21 protein-coding genes are annotated in these 25,285 nt (G+C 69.0%); 10 read left to right on the top strand and 11 right to left on the bottom strand.

Annotated features, from left to right (window positions below; translation table 11 throughout):
* Nucleotides 1–185 precede the first annotated feature (185 nt).
* The gene (locus MKL09_RS07535) at nucleotides 186–1,211 is read left to right on the top strand and encodes a glycosyltransferase family 2 protein (protein WP_244019267.1); all 1,026 of its coding nucleotides are present in this window, start codon (nucleotides 186–188) and stop codon (nucleotides 1,209–1,211) included.
* A gap of 27 nt (nucleotides 1,212–1,238) precedes the next feature.
* Here MKL09_RS07535 and MKL09_RS07530 read toward each other — a convergent pair whose 3' ends face one another.
* Nucleotides 1,239–1,622, bottom strand: coding sequence for a hypothetical protein (locus MKL09_RS07530; protein WP_244019265.1), 384 nt, complete (start codon nucleotides 1,620–1,622; stop codon nucleotides 1,239–1,241).
* A 161-nt stretch (nucleotides 1,623–1,783) separates the two neighbouring features.
* Nucleotides 1,784–2,089: a hypothetical protein gene (locus MKL09_RS07525; protein WP_244019263.1), complete on the bottom strand. Its 306-nt coding sequence runs from the start codon at nucleotides 2,087–2,089 to the stop codon at nucleotides 1,784–1,786.
* A gap of 598 nt (nucleotides 2,090–2,687) precedes the next feature.
* On the opposite strand from MKL09_RS07525, the gene MKL09_RS07520 reads away from it, so the two are divergent.
* Nucleotides 2,688–4,385 (top strand): methyl-accepting chemotaxis protein, encoded by a 1,698-nt coding sequence (locus MKL09_RS07520; protein ID WP_244019261.1) that lies wholly within the window; start codon nucleotides 2,688–2,690, stop codon nucleotides 4,383–4,385.
* A gap of 149 nt (nucleotides 4,386–4,534) precedes the next feature.
* Here the strand turns inward: MKL09_RS07520 and MKL09_RS07515 are convergent, their stop codons facing one another.
* Together MKL09_RS07515 and MKL09_RS07510 are read right to left on the bottom strand one after the other, a co-directional pair.
* Complete coding sequence (locus MKL09_RS07515) at nucleotides 4,535–4,762, bottom strand: hypothetical protein (protein WP_244019259.1); 228 nt, start codon at nucleotides 4,760–4,762, stop codon at nucleotides 4,535–4,537.
* A 71-nt stretch (nucleotides 4,763–4,833) separates the two neighbouring features.
* Nucleotides 4,834–5,055, bottom strand: a complete 222-nt coding sequence (locus MKL09_RS07510; protein WP_244019258.1) for a DUF6894 family protein — start codon at nucleotides 5,053–5,055, stop codon at nucleotides 4,834–4,836.
* A 366-nt stretch (nucleotides 5,056–5,421) separates the two neighbouring features.
* Here MKL09_RS07510 and MKL09_RS07505 point away from each other — a divergent pair, with 366 nt between their 5' ends.
* Nucleotides 5,422–6,804 (top strand): UDP-glucose dehydrogenase family protein, encoded by a 1,383-nt coding sequence (locus tag MKL09_RS07505; RefSeq protein ID WP_244019256.1) that lies wholly within the window; start codon nucleotides 5,422–5,424, stop codon nucleotides 6,802–6,804.
* Nucleotides 6,805–6,947: 143 nt separating this feature from the next.
* Here the strand turns inward: MKL09_RS07505 and MKL09_RS07500 are convergent, their stop codons facing one another.
* The 4 genes from MKL09_RS07500 to MKL09_RS07485 form a co-directional block, all read right to left on the bottom strand.
* Nucleotides 6,948–7,775 (bottom strand): LuxR C-terminal-related transcriptional regulator, encoded by an 828-nt coding sequence (locus tag MKL09_RS07500; protein ID WP_244019254.1) that lies wholly within the window; start codon nucleotides 7,773–7,775, stop codon nucleotides 6,948–6,950.
* Between the two features lie 686 nt (nucleotides 7,776–8,461).
* The gene (locus MKL09_RS07495; RefSeq protein WP_244019252.1) at nucleotides 8,462–9,625 is read right to left on the bottom strand and encodes a glucosyl transferase; all 1,164 of its coding nucleotides are present in this window, start codon (nucleotides 9,623–9,625) and stop codon (nucleotides 8,462–8,464) included.
* Between the two features lie 475 nt (nucleotides 9,626–10,100).
* Nucleotides 10,101–12,497: a polysaccharide biosynthesis tyrosine autokinase gene (locus tag MKL09_RS07490; RefSeq protein ID WP_244019250.1), complete on the bottom strand. Its 2,397-nt coding sequence runs from the start codon at nucleotides 12,495–12,497 to the stop codon at nucleotides 10,101–10,103.
* A 161-nt stretch (nucleotides 12,498–12,658) separates the two neighbouring features.
* The gene (locus MKL09_RS07485) at nucleotides 12,659–14,008 is read right to left on the bottom strand and encodes a polysaccharide biosynthesis/export family protein (RefSeq protein WP_244019249.1); all 1,350 of its coding nucleotides are present in this window, start codon (nucleotides 14,006–14,008) and stop codon (nucleotides 12,659–12,661) included.
* 249 nt (nucleotides 14,009–14,257) lie between these two features.
* On the opposite strand from MKL09_RS07485, the gene MKL09_RS07480 reads away from it, so the two are divergent.
* The 7 genes from MKL09_RS07480 to MKL09_RS07450 are packed head-to-tail and all read left to right on the top strand — an operon-like array spanning nucleotide 14,258 to nucleotide 20,850.
* Nucleotides 14,258–14,779, top strand: a complete 522-nt coding sequence (locus MKL09_RS07480; RefSeq protein WP_244019246.1) for an acyltransferase — start codon at nucleotides 14,258–14,260, stop codon at nucleotides 14,777–14,779.
* A 14-nt stretch (nucleotides 14,780–14,793) separates the two neighbouring features.
* Nucleotides 14,794–15,822, top strand: coding sequence for a Gfo/Idh/MocA family protein (locus MKL09_RS07475; RefSeq protein WP_244019244.1), 1,029 nt, complete (start codon nucleotides 14,794–14,796; stop codon nucleotides 15,820–15,822).
* On the top strand, nucleotides 15,819–16,934 hold the full coding sequence (locus MKL09_RS07470; protein ID WP_244019243.1) for a DegT/DnrJ/EryC1/StrS family aminotransferase: 1,116 nt from the start codon (nucleotides 15,819–15,821) through the stop codon (nucleotides 16,932–16,934). The genes MKL09_RS07475 and MKL09_RS07470 overlap by 4 nt, the downstream gene beginning before the upstream one ends.
* On the top strand, nucleotides 16,918–17,949 hold the full coding sequence (locus tag MKL09_RS07465) for an SDR family NAD(P)-dependent oxidoreductase (protein WP_244019242.1): 1,032 nt from the start codon (nucleotides 16,918–16,920) through the stop codon (nucleotides 17,947–17,949). Before MKL09_RS07470 ends, MKL09_RS07465 begins: the two co-directional genes overlap by 17 nt.
* Nucleotides 17,946–19,094, top strand: a complete 1,149-nt coding sequence (locus tag MKL09_RS07460; RefSeq protein WP_244019241.1) for a DegT/DnrJ/EryC1/StrS family aminotransferase — start codon at nucleotides 17,946–17,948, stop codon at nucleotides 19,092–19,094. The genes MKL09_RS07465 and MKL09_RS07460 overlap by 4 nt, the downstream gene beginning before the upstream one ends.
* A complete protein-coding gene (locus MKL09_RS07455; protein WP_244019240.1) occupies nucleotides 19,091–19,891 on the top strand; it encodes a polysaccharide deacetylase family protein in 801 nt (266 codons plus the stop codon). The genes MKL09_RS07460 and MKL09_RS07455 overlap by 4 nt, the downstream gene beginning before the upstream one ends.
* Nucleotides 19,888–20,850, top strand: a complete 963-nt coding sequence (locus MKL09_RS07450; protein ID WP_244019239.1) for a glycosyltransferase family 2 protein — start codon at nucleotides 19,888–19,890, stop codon at nucleotides 20,848–20,850. Before MKL09_RS07455 ends, MKL09_RS07450 begins: the two co-directional genes overlap by 4 nt.
* Nucleotides 20,851–21,133: 283 nt before the next feature.
* Here the strand turns inward: MKL09_RS07450 and MKL09_RS07445 are convergent, their stop codons facing one another.
* Genes MKL09_RS07445 through MKL09_RS07435 form a run of 3 tightly spaced genes read right to left on the bottom strand, consistent with a single transcriptional unit; the run spans nucleotide 21,134 to nucleotide 24,945 of the window.
* Nucleotides 21,134–22,801, bottom strand: coding sequence for a glycosyltransferase (locus MKL09_RS07445; RefSeq protein WP_244019238.1), 1,668 nt, complete (start codon nucleotides 22,799–22,801; stop codon nucleotides 21,134–21,136).
* Between the two features lie 15 nt (nucleotides 22,802–22,816).
* A complete protein-coding gene (locus MKL09_RS07440) occupies nucleotides 22,817–24,049 on the bottom strand; it encodes an ABC transporter ATP-binding protein (RefSeq protein ID WP_244019237.1) in 1,233 nt (410 codons plus the stop codon).
* Nucleotides 24,049–24,945, bottom strand: a complete 897-nt coding sequence (locus tag MKL09_RS07435; RefSeq protein WP_244019236.1) for an ABC transporter permease — start codon at nucleotides 24,943–24,945, stop codon at nucleotides 24,049–24,051. Before MKL09_RS07435 ends, MKL09_RS07440 begins: the two co-directional genes overlap by 1 nt.
* Nucleotides 24,946–25,285 lie beyond the last annotated feature (340 nt).

Genomic DNA, 25,285 nt, shown 5'->3' with positions numbered 1-25,285 from the left:
GAGCCAATGCCGGGCATTCGAGGGAAGTATCGGGGCGATCGACCGAGGCGGCCGTGATCTTTCGGACGAACCGATCCGGCGCCCGTGCCCTCCTTTTGGACGATCTCGCGTCCCGCACGCAGGCTCCCTACCGTGCAGGACGGTCGTCCGGCCCCGCCGGCCTGAGGAATCTTTGGAGTCGTCCGGTGCGAAGCGTCCAGGCCCAGACCGACGAAGCGGATGTCTGCGTCATCATTGCGGCGCGCAACGCCGAGGCCACCATCGCGACCGCGGTTGCCTCGGCCTTGCGTCAGCCGGAGGTCGCGGAGGTCATCGTCGTCGACGACGCCTCCGACGACCGCACCAGCGCGGCCGCGGAAGCCGCCGGCGACGGTTCGGGCCGGCTGAAGCTGCTGCGGCTGACGCGCAATGCCGGCCCGGCGGCGGCGCGCAACGCGGCGCTGGCGGTCGCGACCGCGCGACTGGTCTGCGTCCTCGATGCCGACGACTACTTCCTGGACGGGCGCCTGGGCCGGTTGCTGGCTGCCCCCCGGACCTGGGACCTGATCGCCGACGACATCATCCTGGTCCGGGGCAACGCCGCCGCCGCGGTCGCCGGCCTGGTGACCGGGCCGGGCCAGCCGCAGAGCCTCTCGCTCGAGGCCTTCGTCGCCGGCAACATCGGACGCGCGGGCGAGCACCGGCGGGAACTCGGGTTCCTGAAGCCGATCATGCGGCGGTCGTTCTTGCAGCGCCACGGCCTGCGCTACGACGCGCGGCTGCGGCTCGGCGAGGATTACGCCCTTTATGTCGAGGCCCTGGCGGCGGGCGCCGTGTTCGCCGTGACGGCGCCGTGCGGCTACGTGGCGATCGAGCGCGCAGACTCCCTGAGCGCGCAGCATCGGACCGACGACCTCGGAGCGATCATCACCTTCGACGACGCGATGATCGCCCGGTCGGGACTGGCACCGGCGGCGCGCAGGGCCCTGCGGGCCCATCGCGACGCCACGATGCGGAAATGGCAGCACCGGCGCGTCCTCGACCGCCGACGTTCGCACGGTTACGCGGCCGCGCTGCGGGAACTGCTCCACGCGCCGCGAGCCTGGCGGCACATCCTGTCCGAGACGCTGGAGGCCAAGCTCACGTGGCTCATCCCGAGCCGCGTTCCCAAGGCGGATTCGGCGGCGCGCCTGCTGCTCGGGCCGGGGCAGCTCATGCGGCCGGCGCGCTGAGACGGCACCGATCGCCGATCGGCTTCGTCAGTGATCGCGCTCGCCGTTCCGCGTCCGGACGGCCGACACGTCGCATTGGACGTCGTCCAGTGCGCAGCGGACGCGTTCCAGCGCGACACTGAACAGTTCGCCGGTGTCAGGATCGCCGGCTCGCGTGGCTTGCGCATCCCGGAAGCTGTCCAGCAGATACGGCATCATCTTTCCATGCAATGCCAAGTAGGCCCCGGGGTTCGAGAGTTCATAGACGACCGCCAGGGCGTGATAGGCGCGTACCAAAACCTCGAGTGCAACATCCGCACTGTGTGAATCTCGGCCGCAATCATCGCTGATCTTCATTGTGTCGATAAATTTGTTTCCGGCCCTTATCAGGGCGTAACATGCCTCATCAACACTGTCGACGCTTTCGGACATGGCAATTGTCGTCGCCCGCTCGTGGCGCGAGATTTATCAAGGGCTCATGGCTCAACTGCAACAGTCGGGTATTCGGCGTACCCGTCCTCGGGGATGGCTCCAGGCCCTTGCCCCTGCGGCTCGCTTGCGCCGAACCGAGACCCCCTTCGCTGGCCAGCGCCCTAGCCCTGCATGTATCGGCTCGGCCGGACCATGGTGGCGATCTTGTTCTCGACCTCGACCAGCACGCTGTTCACGAGGAGGGCCGCGCCCTCGACCGTCCCGGCGGCAAGCGTTCCGCGGCCGCTGGTTTCCTGGATGATGCGAAAGTTGTCCTCGACGAACGCCCGAATCTTCTGCTGGACGCCCTCGAACTCGCCCGGATGCGTGGTTTCGTAGAGAAGCGCCAAAGCAAGGTAGGCGCGGCCGACCATATCGAGCGCCAAAGTCGCACTCGGTTCGCTGATCTGGCTTTCTGTGGGGGACACGGCAGGTGAATTCCTGTCAAGCGCTATGTTGCAAATCTATCAGTCTGTTCGATCGCGAACAATCAATAAAACGCACTTTTCAAGGCGTTTTTATTGAATTTTCTCGGGGCGAGTACTCCCGCCCGGCCTGATAGTGATTCGGCCTCCGCGGGTGCGTCGAATCGAACTCCGGGGTTCGGTGAGCCGGCAACGTGATCGGGGCGGCGGCCCCGCGGAACGCCACGCCGTTGCCATCGATCGGGGCGTTGATCGCCGCATGGCTGAGCCTGCCCTCACGGGGTCCTTGGATGACTATCGGCGCGCACGGCGCGGCCCTCGATCGGCTTCCGACGAGCTGATCCGGCAGATCTGCCAGGCGCCGGAGCGCGCGATTGTCAGCCCTGAAGCTCCGCATCCCTGCCGACGGCCCATCGATCAATCCGACCCCACCCTCAGAGCGTCGCCTCCCCGGCGATCTACGCCGGCTAAAAGGGCCAAACTTATTGCTCAGGCTGCGTTAGAGACATGCTGATTCGAGATAAATGTTCGTGTCAAGCCACTTGATAGGTTTTGCCGAAGGATTTTAATATGCGGTCGGGTCAATTTAGAGACATTGCATATGAAAATCCTCGAAAAAATTAAAATTGTATACAAGATGTCCGTGCCGATATTGATCATTTCGATCGTAACGGCCGGAACAATCTACTATACGCTGAGTATGCTCGGAGATATAACTGAGCGTAATCATGTTCTGGTGGACTATTACGTCGCAAGACTGAAGGCCTTCTCGCAGGTGCGGGAGGATTTCCAGATCGCCGGCCTCATGAACCGCGACATCATCATCGGCCAGCCAGCGAGCGAGGTCCCGAATTTCGAGAAGAGCTATCTGGATGCGGTGAAACGGACAGCCGACAATATCGAGACTCTCGCGGCGGGATCCCTCAAGAAGGAGGTCCGAGATCTGCTGATGGAAATCGGAGAGATAGCCCGCGCGTATTATGACGTCCTCGACAGATCCAACGTCCTCGCCCTCAAGGACGATCGAGCTGCCGCGACGCAGCTGGCCGTGGTGGCCAGCCGACAGATCGCAAAGCGGTTCGACGAGACCGCACGGGTTTACGAGGGGCGGGTCGATGCCCGCCTCGCCGACGGCAAGAACGCCACCGAGGCGGCGGCGAAGCAGGCGCGGCTGGTCCTGATCGGATCGGCCGCGGCGGGGCTGCTCGCGGCCCTCGGCCTCTCGGCCGTGATTCTGTTGTTCGGCGTGACGCGGCCCCTCGGCAGCCTCGTCACCGTCCTGCAGCGCATGGCGAAGGGCGAGATCGACGCCACCATCGCGGAGGCGCAGCGCGGCGACGAGATCGGCGCCGTCGGGCGCGCCGTCGAGGGCATCAAGGCGAGCGTCGCCCGCAGCGCCGCCGAGGAGGCTGAGCGCAAGCGGGCCGCCGATGCCGCGGCTTCGGCTGATCGCAGGCGCGCCCGGCTGGAACTGGCCCAGAGCTTCGAGCAGGCGGTCGCCGGCATCGTCGAGCAGGTCGCGTCTTCGGCGACCGAGCTGCAGGCCACCGCCCGGGTGATGACGGACATCGCCCAGGAGGCCGGCAGCCGGTCCGGCGCGGTGGCGACCGCCGCCGAGGAGGCCGCGGCCAACGTCACCACGGTGGCGGCTGCCACCGAGGAGCTCGGCGGCTCGATCCAGGAGATCGGCCGGCAGGTGCAGGGGTCGACCGATCTCGCCCAGAGGGCGGTCGGCGAGGCCGATCAGACCGCCGCCCTGGTCGCCGAGCTGAGCGCGGCGGCCGCCCGGATCGGCGACGTGATGCAGATGATCTCGGCCATCGCCAGCCAGACCAACCTGCTGGCGCTGAACGCCACGATCGAGGCGGCGCGCGCCGGCGATGCGGGCCGGGGCTTCGCCGTGGTCGCCACCGAGGTCAAGGAGCTGGCCGGCCAGACCGCCAAGGCGACGGAAGAAATCGCCGGCCAGATCAGCCGCATTCAGGGGGTGACCGGCGCGGCCGTGGGCGCGATCGACACGATCACAGGGCGGATCCGCGAGATCGACGGCGTGGCCCGTTCGATCGCCGCGGCGGTGCGGCAGCAGGGGGCGGCGACGCAGGAGATCGTGCGCAACATCGCCCAGGCGACCGTCGGGACGAAGGAGGTGACCGGCAACATCGTCGGCGTCGCGGACGCCTCCGAGCAGACGGGTGAGGCGGCCGGCCATGTGCTCTCGGCGGCCACCGGGCTGTCCCGCCAGTCCGAGCGGCTCTCGGCTGAGGTCGACCGCTTCCTGGCTACCCTGCGCGCGGCGTGACGGGGCCCGAATGCATCTCGGGACGAGGCGAGGCGCTGGTCCCCTCCCTCCCCGCAAGCCGAGCGCGGGGATGGCTGATGGCTGGCCGAACCGGGCGGAAGCGGTCGCGACAGGATCTGCGCGGGAGCGAGGAGCCCGGAGGTCCCCAATCAGAAAATGCGCGCCAGCCCGATCCTATCCTGCGCGAGGCCCCGCGTCGTCCGGATCTTGAGTGCCAGGACCCGGTTGTGTCGCGCCAACGCGCGGAGCGTCTCGGCGGTCTCGGGATCGCCGGCGCAGGCCAGGGCCTCGGCGGTGGAGGCCATGTCGGTCGCCATGGCGTCCGCCAGCGCCGCAGCGCGCAGAACGTTGGAGGACGAGGCGGTCGGTCTGGCCATGGCTGCCCTTGATCGAAGGCTGGCCCGACCCTCCGAGCGAATGGTTAACAATAGGTAAAGCCCGGGGCGGGTCATTTCCGAATCGGCAGGCGTCCGACGAGCCAGCCGGCCTCGTCGCGCACCAGCAGGGTCCAGGGCGGCCCCGCAGGCTCCTCGGCGATCTCGTCGGCCATCTCGGCGATGACGCTGCGCGCCTCGATCAGGGCCTCCGCGAGGTCGGTGGCCTCGACGCCGGTCGTGTCGTGCAACGTGATCTCTGCGTTCGCCAACTCGAAGTAGAAGCGCGCGGCCAAATGGACTCTCCCCAGCCAAAGTCCCCCAGAGCGTTTGGCCCTACGATCCTGCCCGCCTAAACACCTCGAGTTCCAGGCCTAAAAGGAGCGAAAAAGACTTAGCTTTTAGGCTGGTTGATCTCACGCGCGTGTCCTGGACATCGCGGGATCTGCGGGGGCTAAGCCAAGCGAGGTATCGCACCCGGTCTTGCGGCGGCCTCTTGATGGCCTCCTGCCGGTCCTCGGGGGGCCGGGCCGCCGGGCGGGATCGCGCCGCTGCCGTACGCCGTCTCGCCGACCGCCCCTACGCCTAAGTCCTGAGGTGCCGCGCCGATGCCCGCGCCGTAGACCAGGATATCCAGGCGTTCGCGGTGCGACGAGGCAAGCATGAACATCACGATGGTCGGGTCGGGCTATGTCGGGCTGGTCTCCGGAGCGTGCCTGGCCGATTTCGGCCACAGCGTCGTGTGCGTCGACAGCAATCGCGACCGGATCGACGCGCTGAATGCCGGGCAGATTCCGATCTTCGAACCGGAACTCGGCGCGCTGGTCGCCGACAACGTCCGCCAGGGCCGGCTGTCCTTCGTCGCCGAGCTGGAGGCGGCGGTCGCGGAGGCCGACGCGGTGTTCATCGCGGTGGGCACCCCGTCCCGTCGCGGCGACGGCTTCGCCGACCTGTCCTACGTCTATCAGGCGGCCCGCAGCATCGCCCGGGCGCTGACCCGGTTCACCGTAGTGGTGACCAAGTCGACCGTGCCGGTGGGCACCGGCGACGAGGTCGAGCGCATCATCCGCGAGATCCGGCCCGATGCCGACTTCGCCGTGGTGTCGAACCCGGAATTCTTGCGCGAGGGCGCGGCCATCTCCGACTTCAAGCGGCCGGACCGCATCGTGGTCGGCACCGAGGATCCCCGCGCCGAGGCGGTGATGCGCGAGGTCTACCGGCCGCTCTACCTCAACCAGGCGCCGATCCTGGTCACCGCGCGGCGCACCGCGGAGCTGACCAAGTACGCCGCCAACGCGTTCCTGGCCGCCAAGATCACCTTCATCAACGAGATCGCGGATCTCTGCGAGCAGGTCGGCGCCGACGTCCAGCAGGTCGCCCGCGGCATGGGGCTCGACAACCGGATCGGCGGCAAGTTCCTGCATGCGGGGCCGGGCTACGGCGGCTCGTGCTTCCCCAAGGACACGCTGGCCCTGGTCAAGACCGCCCAGGATGCCGGCACGCCCCTGCGGCTCGTCGAGACCGTGGTCGCGGTCAACGACCAGAGGAAGCGCGGCATGGCCCGCAAGGTGATCCGGGCCTGCGGCGGGGTCCGCGGCAAGACGATCGCGGTGCTGGGCCTGACCTTCAAGCCGAACACCGACGACATGCGCGACGCGCCCGCGCTCGCGATCGTCACCGGCCTGCAGGATGCCGGCGCCCAGGTCCGGGCCTACGATCCGGAGGGGATGGACCAGGCCCGGCCGCTCCTGCCCAGGGTCGATTTCGCGCAGGATCCCTACGATTGTGCGGACGGCGCGGACGCCCTGGTGATCGTCACCGAGTGGAACGCCTTCCGGGCGCTGGATCTGGCGCGGCTGCGCGCCACCATGCGGGCGCCGATCCTGGTGGACCTGCGCAACGTCTACCGGCCCGAGGAGGCCCGGCTCCACGGATTTTCCTACAGCAGCGTCGGCCGCCCCGAGGAACCGGCTTTCGATCGGGAGTACGCCCGGCCGGCGACGTCGCCCGAGGTGACGGTCCGGTCGCTCCTCGCCGCCGGCTGAAACGCCCGCCCGGGTTGCCGGATCGGGCGATCGGGGCGAGGCCTCGGCAGCGGCTGCCAATGCGGCACACAACGACAAAGCCGTGTCCGATCACAAGGGATCGGACACGGCTTTGTGTCGTGCGGGTCTTCGTCCGGCGGCGATCAGGCCGCCGGGGCCTTCACGCTGGCCAGGCTTGAATCCTCGCGCAAGAAATACTTGTTGGTCAGGTACGCGACCTCGGTGCGGTTCTTCGCCTTCAACTTCTTCATGATGTTGCGGACGTGAACCTTCACCGTGCTCTCGCACATGTTCAGCTCGTAGGCGATGATCTTGTTCGGCGTGCCCTTGCGCAAAGCCCGGGCGACGCAGAGCTGGCGGGGGGAGAAGATCTCATCCTCGCCGGCTTCGACCGGCTCCTCGACCTTGATGCTGGCGAGAAGCGGGAACAGGCATTCCGCCGGGATGTAGACGCCGCCCGCCTGGACGAGCTGGAGCGCCTGCAGCGCGATGTCGACGGAGGTCGTGGTCGGGATGTAGCCCTTCACCCCGAGTTTGATGGTCCGCACGATCTGGTCGAGGTTCTCCCCGTCCGAGATGACCGCCACCGGCGGGGCGTCGGCCTCGCCCTGCAGCAGCGCCAGCTCCCGGGTGATCTCGGCCCACTCGGTCTCCGACAGGTTGCCGTCCGGCCGGCACAGCACGACCACGTTGGCGGCCGCGAACGGCGTCTGGCGCTTCCAGCTCTCGATGTCCGGGAAGACCTCGAACACGGTGTCCTTGTCGGCTTCCCGGAGGGACGCCGCCAGGCATCGGCCGACGAGCTGCCGCCGATCGATGATCACGATGCGGTTCGTGCGGGCCAGCGTCGGGTCCCGCTGCTCGATGACGGCCGGACCGTCACCGTCATGGGCGCCCGAAAAGCCGTTGCGGCTTTGGAGACTATCCCGCGCAACGATGACGCGTTCGTCGCGAGTACCAAGACTGGCCATAAGAAGTTACCCCCTTTCGCAGGAGCCCATTGTCAGACGAGGGCGTAGGAACCCAATGAACTCGCCATCGGCGTGACACTGGCGGATTGCGGTCCGTCCGGAGCCTTATTGGATGGCTCTCGATGACCGCGGATATAATGCTAACTTTCGTAAAATGCGCTGTAAATACCCTATCGGCGTCTGTTTGATTAAATTTCTACGCAAGTTAATTCAGTTACGAACTACGTACGTAGCGAGTCGTCCGATCAAGGGTGGCGTCTCTGAAAGATCTTGCCCGGCATTCGCCAGCTCTTTTCATGTGTGCGACTGTTCGTCAGGCCATTGCGCCGGTATCGGAGCGATCGAGCTGAAGTTTTGGCGGGCCGTAATATCAAACCTGCGGCCCCGGTGTTTTCATCCGTGTGAGCGGACGTTCTCGGCGTCGAATTCAGTCATCGGAATCCGTATTCGCCGCTCTATTTTGCCGGTTCAAATTCGATTCGCGCTCGCGTCGCACACGCGAGCGATCAGCCGCATGAAAGACAGTTTTCGCGGAATATAGGGTCTATAGGGACTGGTTTTTCGGACGCCTCGACGGTCCCGGGCTTCGTGACGGCCCGAGCGGGGCGAATCGCCGGCGAATCGAGGCCGACGCGCGCGCCGGACGGATCCGAGGGCACCCGATTCGCCGGCCGTCGGCCAGCCGATCACGCGATCCGCGCCAGCAGATCCCGCATGCCGTGCGTGTCGACGAATTTCGAGGTCTCGCAGGCGAGGAGGCCGCCCTGCATCTGCGCGTAGGTCGCGCCGTCGAGAGTGCGCAGGAACGCGATCACCGAGTCCTCCAGCGGCTCCGGGAACGCCCAGCCGAACCCCTCGGCCTCGGCGTAGCGGCCGGTGGCGGTCTCGGCGCGCGCCAGCGTCAGCGCCCCGCACAGGCCGCCCTCGTAGAGCCGGTTCGGCAGCAGCCAGTCCGAGTTCAGGCCGTCATCTAAGTAATCGACCGCCCAACTGAAGTGGACGCCGCCATAGATGTCGGGCAACTCACCGGGATTGGCATAGGGGCCGCGGAACGTCATGTTGGGATGCCGGCCCAGCGTCGCGGCGAAATCCTGCGGGTCGATATCCTCCTCCGAGAGCCGGCCCGCGATGACGATCCGCACCGAATTGCCGAGCGCCCGCGCGATCGCTGCGAGGATCGTCAGGCTCCGGCGGCAGCGCAGCGTGCCGAACCAGCCGATCACCCAGGGCGGACCAGCGACGCGGCCGCGATCGAGCCGGTGCGCCACCTCGGCGAGGCGGTGGGCCATCACCTTGTTCTCGAGCAGGTGCCACGGACCCGAGAAGCCCTGGACCGGCGCGAAATAGCGGGTCACGAAGTCCGGTGCGCTGACGACGAGGAGCGCGCTGCGGCGCAGGATCCAGCGCTCGACCGCCCGGGCGATCCGTCCGACCCTGTCCGGCCGCACCATCAACCGCTGGATGTCGAGCACCTCGTAGACCAGGGGCGCGCGGCTGCCGGCGAGCCGGATCGAGGCCCAGGCGACCAGGGCCATGTCGAGGTTGCGGACATAGACCACGTCGGCGGCGCGCAGGTCGCGCCACCGCGCGAGCGCCCGGGCGATCCCGAGCGCGAGCAGCGGCAGCCGCTTTCCGTAATGCCGATCCACGGTCTGACCGAGGGGGACCACGTCTCCCGTGATCACGGGATCGGCGAGGCCGGCCCGTGCCCGCACGAACATGTATTCGACCACCGACCAGCCGGATTCCCGGATGGCGCCGACCCGTTTCCGGATCGTCGGCTCGATCCGGTCATGGCCGAAGAACGCGACCCGGCCGAGCGCTGCGGTTTCAGGGTGGGTCGGGATCATGGCCTGCCGCACCACCCGGCGACCATCCCACCGAACCCCCACATCCTGAGGTGGCGGAGCGCAGCGGAGCCGTCCAGGGCTCGCGCGGCTGAAACACCGTGCGTTTTCCCCTCCCCCTTGCGGGGAGGGGTCAGGGGTGGGGGTGGTGCAGGATCGAACGCAAAGGTGCCTCCTGAACCACCCCCACCTCCAATTCCTCCCCATAGGGGCTTAGGGCTACACAGGTTTGAGGCACCGGCGCTGATGCAGGCCGCGACGCGCCCCCTCTCCCGTGCGGGAGAGGGTTGGGGTGAGGGACCAAGTCTGTCCGGAAAACGCGCATCCCTCACCCTGTCCCTCTCCCGCACGGGAGAGGGGACCCGTGCCTCCTCTGCCAGCGGCAGGACCACGGCTCTGACCGAAACCTGTGTAGCCCCTAGCCACAGGGGGGAGGAGAGCGCGTTCAGCTTTCCTTGCGCGGGTGAGCCCGACGCCGTCACGCGGAGGCCCCGGAATCCGTGACGTCGGCGCTCGGCCGGCGGCGCCAGGATCGGGCGAGCCGGGCCGGGGCAGCTGCGGCCGCAGCCCTCTGGACCAGGGCGTTCACGATCGTGCCGCGCCGGACCGCCGGCGTGGTGTTGGTCTTGTTGAGGACCACGCCCAACACGGTGCAGCCGGCGGATTCGAGGTCTTGGACGGCGGCCATCACGTCGTCGATGTTGGTCTTGCCCGCCTCGGCTACGAGGATCATCCCGTCCAGCATGTCGAGGAGCGGCCGCAGCGTCGGGAGCTCGTCCGCCGGGGGCAGGTCGACGACGATCCGGTCGAGATGGGTGCGCTCGTCGCGGACAAGGCCGGCGATGCCTTCCGGGGTCATCAGGTCGCTGAAATGCGGGTCGCCCGGGAGGAGGCTGCCGCAGGCCAGCAGGCGGACATCCCCGAGCGGCTGCCGGACCGCCTCGTCGGTGCCGCACCGGCCTGCGAGCACGTCGAGCAGCCCGGCCTGGTCGGCGGCCTGGTTGAGCCGCGACAGGGTCGCCTGCCGCACATCGGCATCGATCAGCAGGATCCGGCAGGCGGAGGCCGAGCGCGAGCGCGCTAGCAGCTGGGCGAAGTTGCTCGCGAAGGTGGTCTTGCCGGTGCCGGCCCCGACCGAGGTCACCCCGATGGCGAAGACCGGGCCGCGGCGGTCGTTTCCGAGCAGATGCGCCTTTAAGCTGTGCAGGCGCTCGACGAAGACGGATTGCGGCATGAACCGCACGGCGGCGGCCTTGAACGCCTCGACGCTCGCCGGCCGAAGGGATTCGCTGGCATGGGTCTGCGCCAGCGACAGGGCGGCCCGGTAGCCCGGCTCGCGCCGCAGCTCGGGCAGCGCAGCCAGGCAGGGCAGGCCTTGGCCGGTGAGCTGCCCGGGCACCCGGATGGTCCGGTCGAACCAGTGCCGCGCGAAGGCGCCGCTCACTCCGAGCCCGGCCCCGACCAGCAGGCCGAGCAACACGATCAGGCCGCCGCGCGGCGCGCTCGGGCGCTCCGGGACGCTCGCCGGGGTGATCACGTGGGCGGAGGGCTGCGGGTAGGATTGCTGGTTGACCGCGTCGATGTAGCGGCTGAGCAGGCTCGTGTAGATCTGGTCGTAGGTCTCGGCCGCCCGGTCGAGTTCCTTCGCCTTGACCCGCGCTTCGCTGGTGACCAGCGTCTTCGAGATCAGCGCGTCGAAGGCCGTCGTCATGCTGTCCTCGCGCGATTTCGCGACCTCGTAGTCGCGGTCCAGCGAGGCAGCGAGGCGCTCCAGCTCGGCGCGCAGGGAGTGCTTGGCCGCCAGCACGTCCTTCTGGATCGCCGTGACCGCGTCGTGATCGGGGCCGAGGCGGCGCTTCAGGTCGTCGGCGCGCTGGACGAGATCGACATACTGCTTGCGCAGCTGGATGATCACCGTGTCCTTGAAGGCCTCCGTGATGCCGGGATCGGCGATGTCGGAGGCGAGCAGCATGTGGATCTGGTCGCGGGTAGCGCGGGCGTCCACGGTCCGGGACCGGGCCGAGGCGACCGCGGTGTTGAGCTCCTCGAGCTGCTGCTCGCCGACCAGGCCGCGCTTGCCGAGATCGATGATCGCGTGCTCGGCCTTGTAGGTCTGAGCCTCGCGGGAGGCCTGGCTGGCGCGCTGCTGCATTTCCTTCAGCCGCGGCAGGATCCACTCGCCGGCGACCTTCCAGATCTGCGACCGGTTCTCCAGCTGCGTCGCGACGTAGGCATCCGCCACGGCGTTCGCGACGGCGGCGGCCTCGGCGGCATTGTCGAGGCTGTAGCCGACCTCAATGACGTAGGCCGCGCCGACGCGGCCGGCTTCCAGGTTCTCCCGGACGGTGGCGGCCTGGCGCTCCTCCGGGCTCACCGCCCCGGTCGGCTTGGGTGCGGGCGAGAGGCCGACCAGGCCGCCGAGGAACAGCTTGACCGCGCCCAGCGCCTCGCGGACCTTGGCCACAAGCGGATGCGGCGGCACCGCCAGCTCCTGGGACGGCGGCAGGCCGAGCCGGCGCACGGCGGCCAGGGCGATCTTCTCCGAGCGGATATACTCGACCTGGCTCTCCACCTCGGGGATCTCCAGGGGGGTCGCGGCGCCGGGCGTGTCGCGGGCCGTGACCGGGCTCGACCGGCTCTCGATGTAGACCCGCGCCCGGGCGGTGTAGATCGACGGGGCGGTGGCGACGTAGATGATCGCCGCGACGAACCCGACGCCGCCGAGCGCCAGGATCGACCGCCAGTTCCGCCGCATGATCGTCAGGATCGCGACCTGGGCTTCGGGGTCGGGCGTCCGCGATCCGTCCCGCCACGGCCGCGCCGGGCCGATGGGATCGGCGCGCAGGAAGGACGCGCTGGTCGAGTGTCTGTTCATGGCTTCCCTCACCGGGGCGGGCTCGCGGCTTCACATGTCGGGTTCGGCGGCAAGAGCCTGAACCGTTGGGCTTCTTTCCTCCCCGCAGGGGGGAGCGCGTTCCGCTCTGCGGAGCTCGATGTCCGAACATCGGCGCCCCGGCGGGGGCACCTCCGACGACGTCAGTTCTGGCCGGTCCCGTCGCCGATCCCCCGCAGGGCGGGATCCGGCTTGAGCACGACCTCTACGACGTCGCCCGGCCGAAGCTCCATCTCCTCGGCCGCGTCGACTTTGCTCTGGGCGGTGTCGTTGGGGCGGAACACCGCGATCGAGGCCCGCACCCGGCCGCCGGACAGGAGCTGCGTCCGCAGGGCGCCGGTGTAGACCAGCTTGTCGTTGATGCTGTTCAGGCGCGAACGGAGCGCGGTCAGGTTGTCTTCCGAGACCTGCAGCTTCTCCATGGCGTCCAGGGCCTGCTGGTCGTCGACCCGTTCGAGCTTGCGGGTCAGCTCGCCCTTGTCCCGCTCCAGCTGGGCCACCTGGACGGTGGTCTGCAGGGCTCGGGTCGAGGACAGCAACACCGCCCGGCGGGCATCGGTCAGGCGCGTGGTGACCACGGCGCCGCGCTGGAACAGGGCGCGCACCGCATCGTAATCGTCGGCGTCGGCCGTGACGCCCTCCTTCTCCTTGGCCTGCTGCTCGGTCAGGCTGACCAGCTGGTTCTGGGAGCGGGTCAGCGCGCGCTGCAGATGCTCCTTCTCCTTGGAGACGTCGGCCATCTGCACGCGCAGCTGCTGCTCGGCGATCTTCTGCGCGACGCTCGACCGCGGCGGTACGTTCGGGGACGCCTCCGTGCCGGCCGGCGCCGCCTTGTCCGCCCGCGCCGCCGCGATGATCGCCTTGAGCCGCCAGACATTGGCGCTCTCCCGGCCGATGCTCGCCCAGACCGCATCGTACTCGGCGCGCAGGTTGGCGCTCTCGACCACCGGGTTCTCCATGCGGAAGCGCAGGAGGTTGTAGCCACCGGCCAGCGCCACCGCCTGCCGGACGGTCATGCCCGGGTGGAACGGGTGCTCGCCCTGCTTGGTCACGTCGCCGCTCAGGTAGACCGGCTGGTACTTCGCGATCCGCACCCCGATCTCGTCGGGCTCGATCACGGCGATCGATTCGCGTCCTTCCGAGTTGCGCTGCCGCACCGCCTTGGCCGGCAGCGACTTCTGGAGGGTCTTCCGCAGCTCCGCGACGGTCAGCCCGGCCGCCGGCACGTCGCCGAGCAGCGGCACCATGACGGTGCCGTCGACCCCGACCGTCGCCTCCTGCTTGAACCCGGGAATGCTGAGCGCCGTCACCTCGAGGGTGTCGCCCGCCGCGATCCGGTATTCGGCCAGAGCCGGGTTCGCGCCGAGTACGAGCAGCACCGCCGCGCTCGGCGCGAAGGCTCTTCGCAGCGCGGCACCGCGCCGGGCGGTTTTCTCTGCGAAGAATTTGGAACGGGCCGGACGGGACCAGGTCTTCACGCGTCGTCCCTTCATGCTCGGGTGCAGGTCATCCCGCATGATGCGCGGCGGCCCAACGCGCCGGGACTCGTCCAAAAGGTCAGCGGCCGCGCCGCCCGGCGCCCCGCTCTGCGCCTTTCGAGGTAGCGCTTCCCGGCCTCGGCCGCCCCGGGGGAGGGCGGTTCGCCTTTCGGGGGAGCAACAATATCGAAAGCCTGGGTTCCCGTTCGTCCACGGCTCCGCGCAGTTTTGCCGCACAGAAGTTCGGCAGAAGGAGTTGTGGGGATGCCGATTACCGATGCGGATATTGATCGAGATGTGGGTATTTTCTACCCGGATCTCGTTAATATTTACGGGTGTGAAATAAAGACCGGATCGCGCATCGGCCCCTTCGTCGAGATCCAGCGGGGCAGCACCATCGGTCCCCGCTGCAAGATCTCCTCGCACACCTTCATCTGCGAAGGGGTTTTCATCGGCGCGGAAGTGTTCGTCGGCCACGGCGTGGTCTTCACCAACGAGCGCTACCCCGAGGCGACCAACCCGGACGGCAGCCTGAAGCGCGACGGCGACTGGGATCTCGTCGAGACCGTCGTCGGCGACCGCGCCTCGATCGGCTCCAACGCCACCATCGTGGCCGGCATCACCATCGGGGAGGGCGCCCTGGTCGGCGCCGGCGCGGTCGTGACCCGCGACGTCCCGCCCTACGCCATCGTGGCCGGATGCCCCGCCCGGGTCATCGGCGACACGCGCCAGAAGCGCGCGCGATCCCGCCGGCCGTCCGCGGCCAAGCCTCTGCAGATCGCTTGAGGGGAGACACGCACATGATCGCCATCGGAATCGTCGGCTACGGCTATTGGGGGCCCAATCTGGCCCGCTGCACGTCGGAGACCGAGCAATGTCGGCTCGCGGCCATTGCCGACCAGTCGCCCGCGGCGCTGGCCCGGGCGGGCAAGCGCTACCCCGCCGTCGAGCTTCACCAGGATTGGCGCGACCTCATCGCCGATCCCAAGATCGACGCCGTCATGGTGGCGACCCCGGTGAGCTCGCATTTCGAGATCGCCATCAACGCGCTCCGGGCCGGCAAGCACGTCTTCATCGAGAAGCCGATCACGTCCTCGTCCACCGAGGCCCGGCTGCTGATCGCGGAGGCGGCCAAGCGCAACCTGACCCTCATGGTCGATCACACTTTCGTCTATACGGGCGCGGTCGAGAAGATCCATGAGCTCATCGCGAGCGATGCCATCGGCGACATGTTCTACTACGACTCGACCCGGGTGAATCTGGGCCTGTTCCAGCGCGACGTGAACGTGATCTGGGATCTCGCGGTCCATGATCTCGCGATCCTCGACCACGTGCTGGATCTCGCCCCGGTGGCGATCTCGGCGAGCGGCACCGGCCATTTCAGCGGCCGCCCCGAGAACATGGCCCACCTGACGATCTTCTACCCGCGCGGCGTCGTCGCGCAGATCAACGTCAACTGGCTGGCCCCCGTGAAGGTCCGGCAGACGCTGATCGGCGGCAGCAAGAAGATGATCGTCTACAACGACTTGGACCCGATCGAGAAGGTCAAGGTCTACGATCGCGGCGTCACCGTCGGCGACGGCTCCGGGGACATCACCGAATTGATGGTCTCGTACCGGACCGGGGACATGTGGTCGCCGCACCTCTCCTTCCGCGAGGCGCTCGTCGTCGAGATCGAGCACTTCGTCGACTGCATCGAGACCGGCAAGGCGCCGAAGACCGACGGCCACAGCGGCTTGCGCGTGGTCGAGCTGCTCGAGGCCGCGATGCGCTCCCTGCGCCAGAACGGCCACCCGATCGACCTCATGCCACTTGCGAGGGCCTCGTGATCCCGTTTCTCGACCTCAAGGCGCAGTACGCCGCCATCGGCGGCGACGTCGAAACCGCCGTTATCGACGTCCTGCGCAGCGGCGACTTCGTCCTCGGACCGGCGGTCACCGCCTTCGAGGCGGCCTTCGCCAAGGCCTGCGGCGCCAAGCACGCGGTCGCCGTCAGCAGCGGCACCGCGGCGCTCCACCTCGCGCTGCTCGCCCTGGATATCGGCCCGGGCGACGAGGTGATCACGGTCTCGGCGACCTTCGTGGCCACCGTCGCGGCCGTGCTCTACGCCGGCGCCACCCCCGTGCTCGTCGACATCGACCCGGTGAACTGGACCATGGATCCGGCGCTGGTCGAGGCGGCGATCACGCCCCGCACCAAGGCGATCCTGCCGGTGCACCTGCACGGGCGGATGGCGGATCTCGACGCGCTCGGCGCCATCGCCCGGCGCCACGGCCTCGCCCTGATCGAGGACGCCGCCCAGGCGCATCTGGCCGAGCGCGGCGGCCGGAAGGCCGGCACGATCGGGGATATCGGCTGCTTCAGCTTCTACCCCGGCAAGAATCTCGGCGCCTACGGCGAGGGCGGTGCCATCGTCACCGACCGGGACGACCTCGCCGAGGCGGCGCGGTGCCTGCGCGACTGGGGCCAGCAGGGCAAGTACAACCACGTCCGGCACGGCTTCAACCTGCGCATGGACGGGGTCCAGGGCGCAGTGCTCGGCACCAAGCTCCCCTACCTGGAGGGCTGGACCCGGGCTCGGCAGGCGGTGGCGGCCGAGTACGGCGCCCGGCTCGCGGGCCTCGGGCTCGACCTGCCCGGCCCGGCCGGACGCGACCACGCCTTCCACGTCTACGCGGTCAGCACCCCCGACCGGGAAGGCCTGCGCCAGCACCTCACCGAGGCCGGCGTTGCCACCGGAATCCACTACCCCGTCCCGGTCCACAGGCAGCCCGCCTACCGCCACCTCGACGACGGCACCGGCCGCCTGCCGGTCACCGAGCGGCTCGCCGCCCGGACCCTGTCCCTGCCGATGTTCCCGGAACTGACGACCAGCCAGATCGACACCGTCTGCCGGGCCGTCTCCAGCTACTGCGAGGTCGCCGATGCAAAAGCTGCGTGATGTCAGCAAGGGAAGCCGCTTCAGCGGCGACCTGCGCGGGACCCGGATCCTCGTCACCGGCGGATCCGGCTTCATCGGCTCCCACATCATCGACCTGCTGGTCGAGGCCGGCTGCGACGAGATCGTGGCGGTGGACAACATGGTCCGCGGGCGGCCCGAGAACCTGAAGGACGCCCTCGGCTCGGGCCGCGTCCGGCTGGTGCAGGGCGATATCCGCGACCGCGCCCTGATGGACACCCTGGTCAAGGGCACCGACGTGGTGTTCCACCAGGCGGCCCTGCGGATCACCCAATGCGCCGCCGAGCCGCGCCAGGCCTTCGAGGTGATGGCGACCGCGACCTTCGACCTGCTGGAGCGCTGCGTCGAGGCCGGCGTCGCCAAGGTGGTGATGGCCTCCTCGGCCTCGGTCTACGGCATGGCCGAGAGCTTCCCGACCACCGAGAAGAACCACCCCTACGACAACCGCACCCTGTACGGGGCCGCCAAGTCGTTCGGCGAGGGCCTGCTGCGCTCGTTCAACGACATGTACGGCCTGGATTACGTCGCCCTGCGCTACTTCAACGCCTACGGGCCGCGCATGGACCTGACCGGCCGCTACACCGAGGTGATGGTGCGCTGGATGCAGCGCCTGGCCGAGGGCCAGTCCCCGATCGTGTTCGGCGACGGCCTGCAGACCATGGACCTCGTCCATGTCCGCGACATCGCCCGGGCGAACATCCTGTCGGCGACGGCGCCTGCCACCGACGTGGTGCTCAATGTCGGCACCGGCGTGGAGACCTCGCTCGTCGATCTCGCCGGCCATCTCACCCGGATCATGGGCCAGGACGGCACCCCGCTCCTCCACGAGGCCGAGCGCGCCGTGAACCCGGTGCCTCGGCGCCTGTGCGACACCAGCCTCGCCCGGGAACTGATCGGTTTCGAGGCCGAGATCGGGGCGGCCGATGGCCTCGCCGATCTCGTGGCGTGGTGGAGCGACGAGGCCGGTTCGGATCACCTGAGGCGGGCGCTGGCATGATCCCGATCGCGAAACCCGATGTCGGCGAGCCGGAGGCGGAGGCCGCCGCCGCCGTGGTCCGCTCCGGCTGGCTGACCCAGGGGCCGCAGGTCGCGGCCTTTGAGACCGAGTTCGCCGCGCTCGTCGGCGCCCCCCATGCCTGCGCGGTCTCGAACTGCACCACGGCGCTGCATCTCGCGCTGCTGGCCGCCGGGGTCGGACCCGGTGACGAGGTGGTGACGGTGAGCCACAGCTTCATCGCCACCGCCAACGCCATCGCCCAGTGCGGGGCAACGCCGATCTTCGTCGACATCGATCCGGCGACCTTCAACATGGCCCCGGAGGCCGCCGCCGCGGCGCTCACCGAGCGGACGAAGGCGATCGTCTGCGTCCACCAGATGGGCATGCCCTGCGACCTCGAAGCCATCGTGGCGATCGGGCGCCGCTCCGGCATCCCGGTGATCGAGGACGCGGCCTGCGCGATCGGCTCCGAGCGCCTCCAGGGCGATGTCTGGCGGCCGATCGGCGGCGGTGGGGGCGGAATGACGGGCGACGTCGCCTGCTTCTCGTTCCACCCGCGCAAGGTCCTGACCACCGGCGACGGCGGCATGATCACCACGGCCAATCCCGACTGGGACCGTAAGTTCAGGCTGTGGCGGCAGCACGGGATGAGCGTGTCCGACGTGGCCCGCCACGGCAGCGCCAAGGTGGTCGCCGAGGAATACACGGTCGCCGGCTACAATTACCGGATGACCGACGTGCAGGCCGCCATCGGCCGCGCGCAGCTGACCCGGCTGCCCGGCCTGATCGCCCGGCGGCGGGCCCTGGCGGACGGCTACCGGGCGCGGCTCGCCGATCTCCCGGAGGTGACGCCGCCGCCCGAGCCGATCGGCTCGCGCAGCAACTGGCAGAGCTTCTGCGTCCGCCTGCCGGAGGCGGCCGACCAGGGCGCCGTGATGCAGGCGATGCTCGATCAGGGCATCGCCACCCGCCGGGGCATCATGTGCGCCCATCTGGAGCCGCCCTACGCCGAGGCGCCCCGGCGCTTCGCCCTGCCGGAATCGGAGCGGGCACGCGACCACGCGATCCTGCTGCCGCTCTACGCCGCCATGGACGACGCGATGCAGGACCAGGTCGTCGCCGGCCTGCGCGCCGCCCTGCGATGATCCCCGGGCCGGTCAAGAGCCTCGCCCGCACCGTGGGGCTCACCCGCCCCCGGGTCGCGGCCGCCCGGATGGCCTGCGAGCGTGCGACCCTGGCCGTGGCCGGAACGCACCGCGCGTTGCCGGGCGGGCGCATTCTCTGCTACCATTCCCTCGGCCAGCCCGAGTGCGGCGTCAACGACGTCACCCCCGCGCGCTTTCGCCACCAGATCGAGCTGGCCTTGCGCCTCGGCTACCGCTTCGTGCCGGCCAGCACCATCGCGGAGGGCAACGGCGAGCCCTGGGACCTGGCGATCACCTTCGACGACGGCTGGCGCAGCGTGCTCGACGCGGCGGAGCCGGTCCTGCGCGACCACGGGATTCCCTGGACGCTGTTCGTCGTCTCCGGCTGGCTCGACCGGCCTGGGACCGGCCCAAGCGGGGTTCTGGGCTGGCGCGAGATCGCGGCCCTGGCCTCGACCGGCGTCGAGATCGGCAGCCATTCCGTTACGCATCCGAATTTCGGGCGGATCAGTGCCGAGCAGGCGGCCGAGGAACTCGACGGCTCGCGCCGGGCGATCGCGGCCCGGCTGGGCATTCCGCCGGACAGCTTCGCGATCCCGCTCGGGCAGTCGGCGAACTGGACGCCCGCCGCCGCCCGCGCCGCCCAGCAGGCCGGCTATCGGATCATCTACGCGCAGGCCGTGGAGACGCGGCCGGTGGGAACCATCGGGCGCAGCTTCGTCACGCATTTCGACAACGATCTCGTCTTCGGTGCCCTCCTGAAGGGCGCCTATGATGCCTGGGAAGAGTGGACATGATCCAGCCCGCGCTCAGCCCCACGGTTTCCGTGGTGGTCCCGACCTGCAACCGTGCGTCCCTGCTGCGCGAGGCCCTGGCGAGCATCCGCGCCCTGGAAGGGCCCGATCTCGCCTTCGAGATCATCGTGGGCGACAACGGCCAGCCGGGGCCGGGCGCCGCGGTCGCCGCGGAATTCGCTGCGATCCACGTGCCCGTCGACCGGCCCGGCGCGGGGGCCGCCCGCAACGCCGCCCTGCTGCGGGCCAGCGCGCCCTACGTGGCGTTTCTCGACGACGACGACGTCTGGCAGCCGGGGCACATCCGCCCGCATCTGCGCCGGCTCGAGGCCGAGCCGGATCTCGGGATCGTCTTCGGGCAGGTCGTGACCACCACCCAGGATTTGGAGCCGACCTACGGCCCCTGGCCGGCGGATCTCCCGGTGGACGGGGGGGCGCTGCTGCGCCGGATGCTGAGCGGTTACTTCCCGCAGGTCGGCGCGACCCTGGTGCGCCGGAGCCTGATCGACAGCGTCGGCCTGTTCGACGAGGCGCTGCTCGGCGATCAGGATTGGGATTGGCAGATCCGCGCGGTCCGCCGGCACCGGGCCAGCTTCGTCGCGGTGCCCTGCGTGCATTTCCGGCAGCGGCCGGCCGGGACCTTCGACAGCCTGATCGCCCGCCGGATCCGCTTCACCAAGCTGGTGTTTCGCCGGCACGTCCCCGCGCTCGGCCTCTCGCGTCTCGCGGCCCTGCGCCTCTATTTCGCGACCGTGCAGGGCTATTACGACGCCTTCCTGGATGGCGCCCAGGCCCATGCGGCCCGCGGCGATCGGCGCGCCGCGGCGGGCGCGCTCCTGTCCGCCTTCCGGCTGATGCCGCACCGGGCGATCAAGGACGCGGTCCGGCCGACGCATCTGCGCGAAGCCCTGCTGGCCGTCGCCCAGGCGAACCGCCCCGTCGCCGCGGCCGGGCCGCGCTGAAAGATTGGAGCTTACGCGTTTGACCCTGCGGGCCGGGCCATCACGGACGGCTTGCGAGCCGCAGGGACGCTGAAGCGATCACCTGCACAACGCAGAGACGCCTACAGCATCGTGCCGGACATCGGAACCGGCACGATGCTGTAGATCCTTGAGGTCGTATCATCGTCCCGAAAGCCGCTGGCCACCTTTCGGGGCGATGCTTTAGACCCGGGAAGCCATAGGGCAACTTCCCGGGTCTAAGCTTGCGTGACGCGATCGTCCCGCCGGTTGCGATCACGCACGATCAACCGGCTCGCAGAAGCCCCGGCCGGTCCTTCACGTTGCGCACCAGCCATTCCGGAAGCAGCAGGCGCACCCGCTCCCAGGGCCCGGAAAAATCGCCGGCGCGGCGCAGGGCGGCCCAGGAGGCGATGCGCTGCCGGAGCGGCAGCATGCCGATGTAGTTCTTGGTCATGCCCGAGACCGGGAAATCCGAGCCGAACATGTCCTGGTGGCGCAGGTCGGGCTCGCCGAGATGGGGCACTTCGGCCGTGACCGGCCCGGCATCCGGCGCGAGCCGGGGCAGCGCCTGGGCCTCGGCGTAGACCGCGTCGAGCCCGGCGAGCCAGCTCGCCGGCGCGTAGAGCCGCGCGATGGCGGCGCTGATCCCGGCGCCCGCGGCCTGGCGCGCTTCCGCGTCGGTGATCAGCGCGGTCAGATGGGCCTCGTATTCAGCCTGGTCGCGGGCGACCCGGGCCGTCGCGTCGAGCCCCGGATGGTTGATCGCGACGATCTCGGCCGCCTCGGGCGCCTCGAATCGCGTCACCAGCGGCAGCCCGTAGGCGGCGGCTTCGAGCATCGAGGTCGAGGAGACGAACGGGTAGGAATCCACGTAGATGTCTGCCGCCTCGAAGAACACCCGCGGATCCGACTGCTCCGGATAGGCCGTGATGCGTCCGCCCGTGGCGGCCTGGGCCGGCCCCCAATCCGCCCGCTCGCCGGCGCCGACCACGATCAGGCGGGCGTTCGGGTGCGCGGCCAGGAGGTCGACGTGGCGGTCGGCGTAGGTGACCGGACCGACGTTGCGGTACTTCGCGCCGCGCGCCACTGAGACCAGCAGGACCTCGTCGTCCGGGATGCCGAGGGCGCGCTTGGCCGCGGCGCGGCTGCGCTGACGCTCGGGCAGGGTGATCAGGGTCGGGAGCAGGAGGCTTCGGGCCGGGTTGACGCCGCGCCGCGTGTTCGCGAGCCGGCGGGCGGCCTCGCGCAAGTTGATCACCGCGTGGCTGATCCGCGTCCCGATCCAGAACAGGTGGTCGGCGTGGTTGAGCAGGAGCACCGGCGGGTGTCTGTCCGGATCCGCGAATGCGATCAGCGGAACCACGTCCTCGCAATGGATGTGCAGGACGACGACGTCGTAGTCCTGCGCGACCCGGCGCAGCTCCCGCGCCCAGGCCAGCTTGCTGCCCTGGCGGTGGTTCAGGTGGTGGATCGTGCCGCCGCTGGCGCGCACCGCTTCGGTGATCCGCGCATCGACCGGCCCGCGATGCTGGGTCAGGGCCAGCCCGTTGGTCCGGTTGGCATCGGCGCCGATCCAGAGGGCCAGCATCTTGGTCAGGCCGCCCACCGGGGCGAGCTGCGTGCAGACGTGGAGGACGCGGCGGAACGGGGCCGGCTCCGGGGCCGCGCCGTGGTCGGCCTCCGGCTCCAGCCGTCGGCCGATCTCGGCGGTCACGCGCTCCAGGCGTGGGCTCGCGAACACGCCGCAATGGCGATGAGCCGCCATCGTCGCCGCGATGGCGGCCTCGACGGCGGCCCCTTCCGGATCGCCGGACGCCGCCAGACGCTCCGCCTCTCGCACCCGGGCATCGAAGGCCGAGAAGTTCGCCCGGATCCGCCCGGCGCGCCGGGCGGTCTCCTCGTCGCTCTCTCGGCTCCCGTCGTGGCGGAGCCCTGATGCAATCGTGGCCATCGTTCCCTCCGGGCTTCAGCGATGCGGTGCAGGGTCGGCAGCCCAGGTGCCGGGCTGGTGAAAGACGCCGAACACGTCGGGGGCGAAGACCGGGTGCTCGATGTGGAAGCGGGCGCCGACCTTTGCTGCGAGCAGGCGCTCGAAGCCCCGCTGCCGGACCACCATCGAGACCGTGTAGGTGTCCGCAGTCAGCGTCAGCGGCGGCGTCAGCAGCTCGATCGTGCCCTCGCCCGACAGGGTCGGCAGCTTGGCCCGGTCCGTCATCGTGCTGAAGTTGCAGCAGAGCAGCTCGTCGGACCGCGTGACCGAGAACAGGACGTGCGGGTCGGCGATCGGCTCTGCGGCGGTGTAGCGCGCGGTGATCCGCATCCGCTCGCCGTGCCGGAACAGCGTCTTGGGCGCGCCGGATTCATCGGCGATCGTCACCTCGCGGATCTCCACCGGATGGCGGCCGCCCTCCGGCTTGAACCACGGTGCATCGGCCAGGTAGCTGTCCCGCTCGTAATGGTGCAGACCCTCGTCGGTGGGGCCGTCGAAGGCGACGCGGCCGTTCTTGATGTAGATGACCCGCTCGCACATGGTCTTCACGCTGAACATGTTGTGCGAGACCAGCAGGATCGTCGAGCCCTTGGTCTGCAGGCGCCGGGCGAAGTCGATGCACTTCTTCTGGAAGGTGTAGTCGCCGACCGCCAGCACCTCGTCGAGGAGCAGGATGTCGGGCTCGAGATGGGCGGCGACCGAGAAGGCCAGCCGGACATACATGCCGCTGGAGTAGCGCTTCACCGGCATGTCGATGAAGTCGCCGATCTCCGAGAACTCGACGATCGCGTCGAATTTCTCCGCGATCTCATGGCGGTGCATGCCCAGGATCGAGCCGTAGAGGAAGATGTTCTCGCGCCCGGTGAGTTCCCGGTGGAAGCCGGTGCCGACTTCGAGCAGCGCGCCGACCCGGCCGACCAGCCGGATGCTGCCGGTGGTCGGGGCGGCGATCCGCGAGATCAGCTTGAGCAGGGTGCTTTTGCCCGCCCCGTTCATCCCGATGATGCCGACATTCTCGCCATGCTTGATGCCGAAGCTGACATCCTTGAGCGCCCAGAAGCCCTCCTTGGACGGGCGCGCCTCGGATCTCCGCGTCACCAGGCCCCGCGCGCCCTCGATGATCGCATCGCGCAGGGAGTTCTCGTGCGTGGCCCGCGGGGCGCGCCAGTATTGCTTGCCGATATCTTGTACGCTGATCGCCATCGACATCAGATTATATCCGCGAAAGAGCGCTCCATGCGCTGGAAGAAGATCAGTCCGGTGAGCAGCAGCAGGGATGCGACCGTGACCGAGACGGCGAGCGCGAAGACGTCGGGGCCGGTTCCGCCGAGGATCGCGAACCGGAACGCCTCGATCAGACCGACCATCGGGTTGAGCGCGTAGACCCAGCGCACCGAGTCGGGGACGATGCTCGCGGCGTAGACGATCGGCGAGGCGTACATCCAGATCTGGATGAGGAACGGCAGCGTGTGCTTGACGTCCCGGAAGCGGACGTTGACCGGCCCGAGCCAGAGGCTCACCCCGAGCGCCAGCATCGCCGTGACGGCGAGCGTCGGGATCGCGAAGACGATGTGCCAGCTCGGCACCACCCCGTACCAGAGCATCAGCACCAGCATCACCACCATGGCGATGGCGAAGTCGACCATCGGCGACACCACGGTGGCCAGCGGGATCACCAGGCGCGGGAAGTAGATCTTGCGGATGAGCTCGGCCTCGGTGACGAGACCCGTGGCGCTCCGGCGCACCGCCTCGGCGAAGTAGGTCCACAGGATGATGGCGCTCCCGGCAAACAGTGCGTAGGGCGCCCCGTCGGTGGGGATCTTGGCGAAATGGCCGAAGATGACGGTGAAGATCGCCACCGTGAACAGCGGCTGCGCGATCGCCCAGCAGGCGCCCAGCGCGGTCTGGCGATAGAGCACCTTCAAGTCGCGCAGGATCAGGACCCACAACAACCCGCGATACTGCCAGACGCTCGCGGCATCGAAGGCGACGAGCTTATGATCCGGAACAATCTCGGTGACCGGCATCGCGGTCGGTTCTGATCTCGGCCCGGTGAGGCCGTGTTTCGGCGCATCGAGCGCAAGCGCGTCCAAAGAGTCCATCATTCGAGGCGATCCCGCACGACGATCGGTGCTTGCGGGATCCGCTTGCGGCGCTTGGCGGCCGGATCGGCGATCCCACTGAGCCGGGCTATCACCCCGGTCATCCGGCACGAATTACATCTTTCGTCGTACCAAGCCTCCCGACTGAAGAGGTGGTTGTCGTTAACCACGGTATTGATTGCCTATGAGGACAGAAGAGACCCCGGGCGCGGGCCGTCGTCTCTGTCGAGACCGGCTCGGCCGGCCCGGACACTCGTGTCGGGCGAACGAGCCGTCCTCGCAGAGGCACAGGGCTTCCTCCGGAACGGGGCCACCGCGGGTCCGGCGAAAGATCGGGCTCGGG

It is taken from the genome of Methylobacterium sp. J-048 (assembly GCF_022829515.1).
Lineage (GTDB): Bacteria > Pseudomonadota > Alphaproteobacteria > Rhizobiales > Beijerinckiaceae > Methylobacterium.
The sequence above is the reverse complement of the archived record's forward strand: the minus strand, read 5'-3'. Positions and strand labels throughout refer to the sequence as shown.

Excerpts from the sequence above, each read along its gene's own strand:
- MKL09_RS07530 (WP_244019265.1), bottom strand. The coding sequence starts at position 1,622 with ATGTCCGAAAGCGTCGACAGTGTTGATGAGGCATGTTACGCCCTGATA.
- MKL09_RS07520 (WP_244019261.1), top strand. The coding sequence starts at position 2,688 with ATGAAAATCCTCGAAAAAATTAAAATTGTATACAAGATGTCCGTGCCG.
- MKL09_RS07515 (WP_244019259.1), bottom strand. The coding sequence starts at position 4,762 with ATGGCCAGACCGACCGCCTCGTCCTCCAACGTTCTGCGCGCTGCGGCG.
- MKL09_RS07505 (WP_244019256.1), top strand. The coding sequence starts at position 5,422 with ATGAACATCACGATGGTCGGGTCGGGCTATGTCGGGCTGGTCTCCGGA.
- MKL09_RS07500 (WP_244019254.1), bottom strand. The coding sequence starts at position 7,775 with ATGGCCAGTCTTGGTACTCGCGACGAACGCGTCATCGTTGCGCGGGAT.
- MKL09_RS07495 (WP_244019252.1), bottom strand. The coding sequence starts at position 9,625 with ATGATCCCGACCCACCCTGAAACCGCAGCGCTCGGCCGGGTCGCGTTC.
- MKL09_RS07490 (WP_244019250.1), bottom strand. The coding sequence starts at position 12,497 with ATGAACAGACACTCGACCAGCGCGTCCTTCCTGCGCGCCGATCCCATC.
- MKL09_RS07485 (WP_244019249.1), bottom strand. The coding sequence starts at position 14,008 with ATGAAGGGACGACGCGTGAAGACCTGGTCCCGTCCGGCCCGTTCCAAA.
- MKL09_RS07480 (WP_244019246.1), top strand. The coding sequence starts at position 14,258 with ATGCCGATTACCGATGCGGATATTGATCGAGATGTGGGTATTTTCTAC.
- MKL09_RS07475 (WP_244019244.1), top strand. The coding sequence starts at position 14,794 with ATGATCGCCATCGGAATCGTCGGCTACGGCTATTGGGGGCCCAATCTG.
- MKL09_RS07465 (WP_244019242.1), top strand. The coding sequence starts at position 16,918 with ATGCAAAAGCTGCGTGATGTCAGCAAGGGAAGCCGCTTCAGCGGCGAC.
- MKL09_RS07460 (WP_244019241.1), top strand. The coding sequence starts at position 17,946 with ATGATCCCGATCGCGAAACCCGATGTCGGCGAGCCGGAGGCGGAGGCC.
- MKL09_RS07455 (WP_244019240.1), top strand. The coding sequence starts at position 19,091 with ATGATCCCCGGGCCGGTCAAGAGCCTCGCCCGCACCGTGGGGCTCACC.
- MKL09_RS07450 (WP_244019239.1), top strand. The coding sequence starts at position 19,888 with ATGATCCAGCCCGCGCTCAGCCCCACGGTTTCCGTGGTGGTCCCGACC.
- MKL09_RS07445 (WP_244019238.1), bottom strand. The coding sequence starts at position 22,801 with ATGGCCACGATTGCATCAGGGCTCCGCCACGACGGGAGCCGAGAGAGC.
- MKL09_RS07440 (WP_244019237.1), bottom strand. The coding sequence starts at position 24,049 with ATGTCGATGGCGATCAGCGTACAAGATATCGGCAAGCAATACTGGCGC.
- MKL09_RS07435 (WP_244019236.1), bottom strand. The coding sequence starts at position 24,945 with ATGATGGACTCTTTGGACGCGCTTGCGCTCGATGCGCCGAAACACGGC.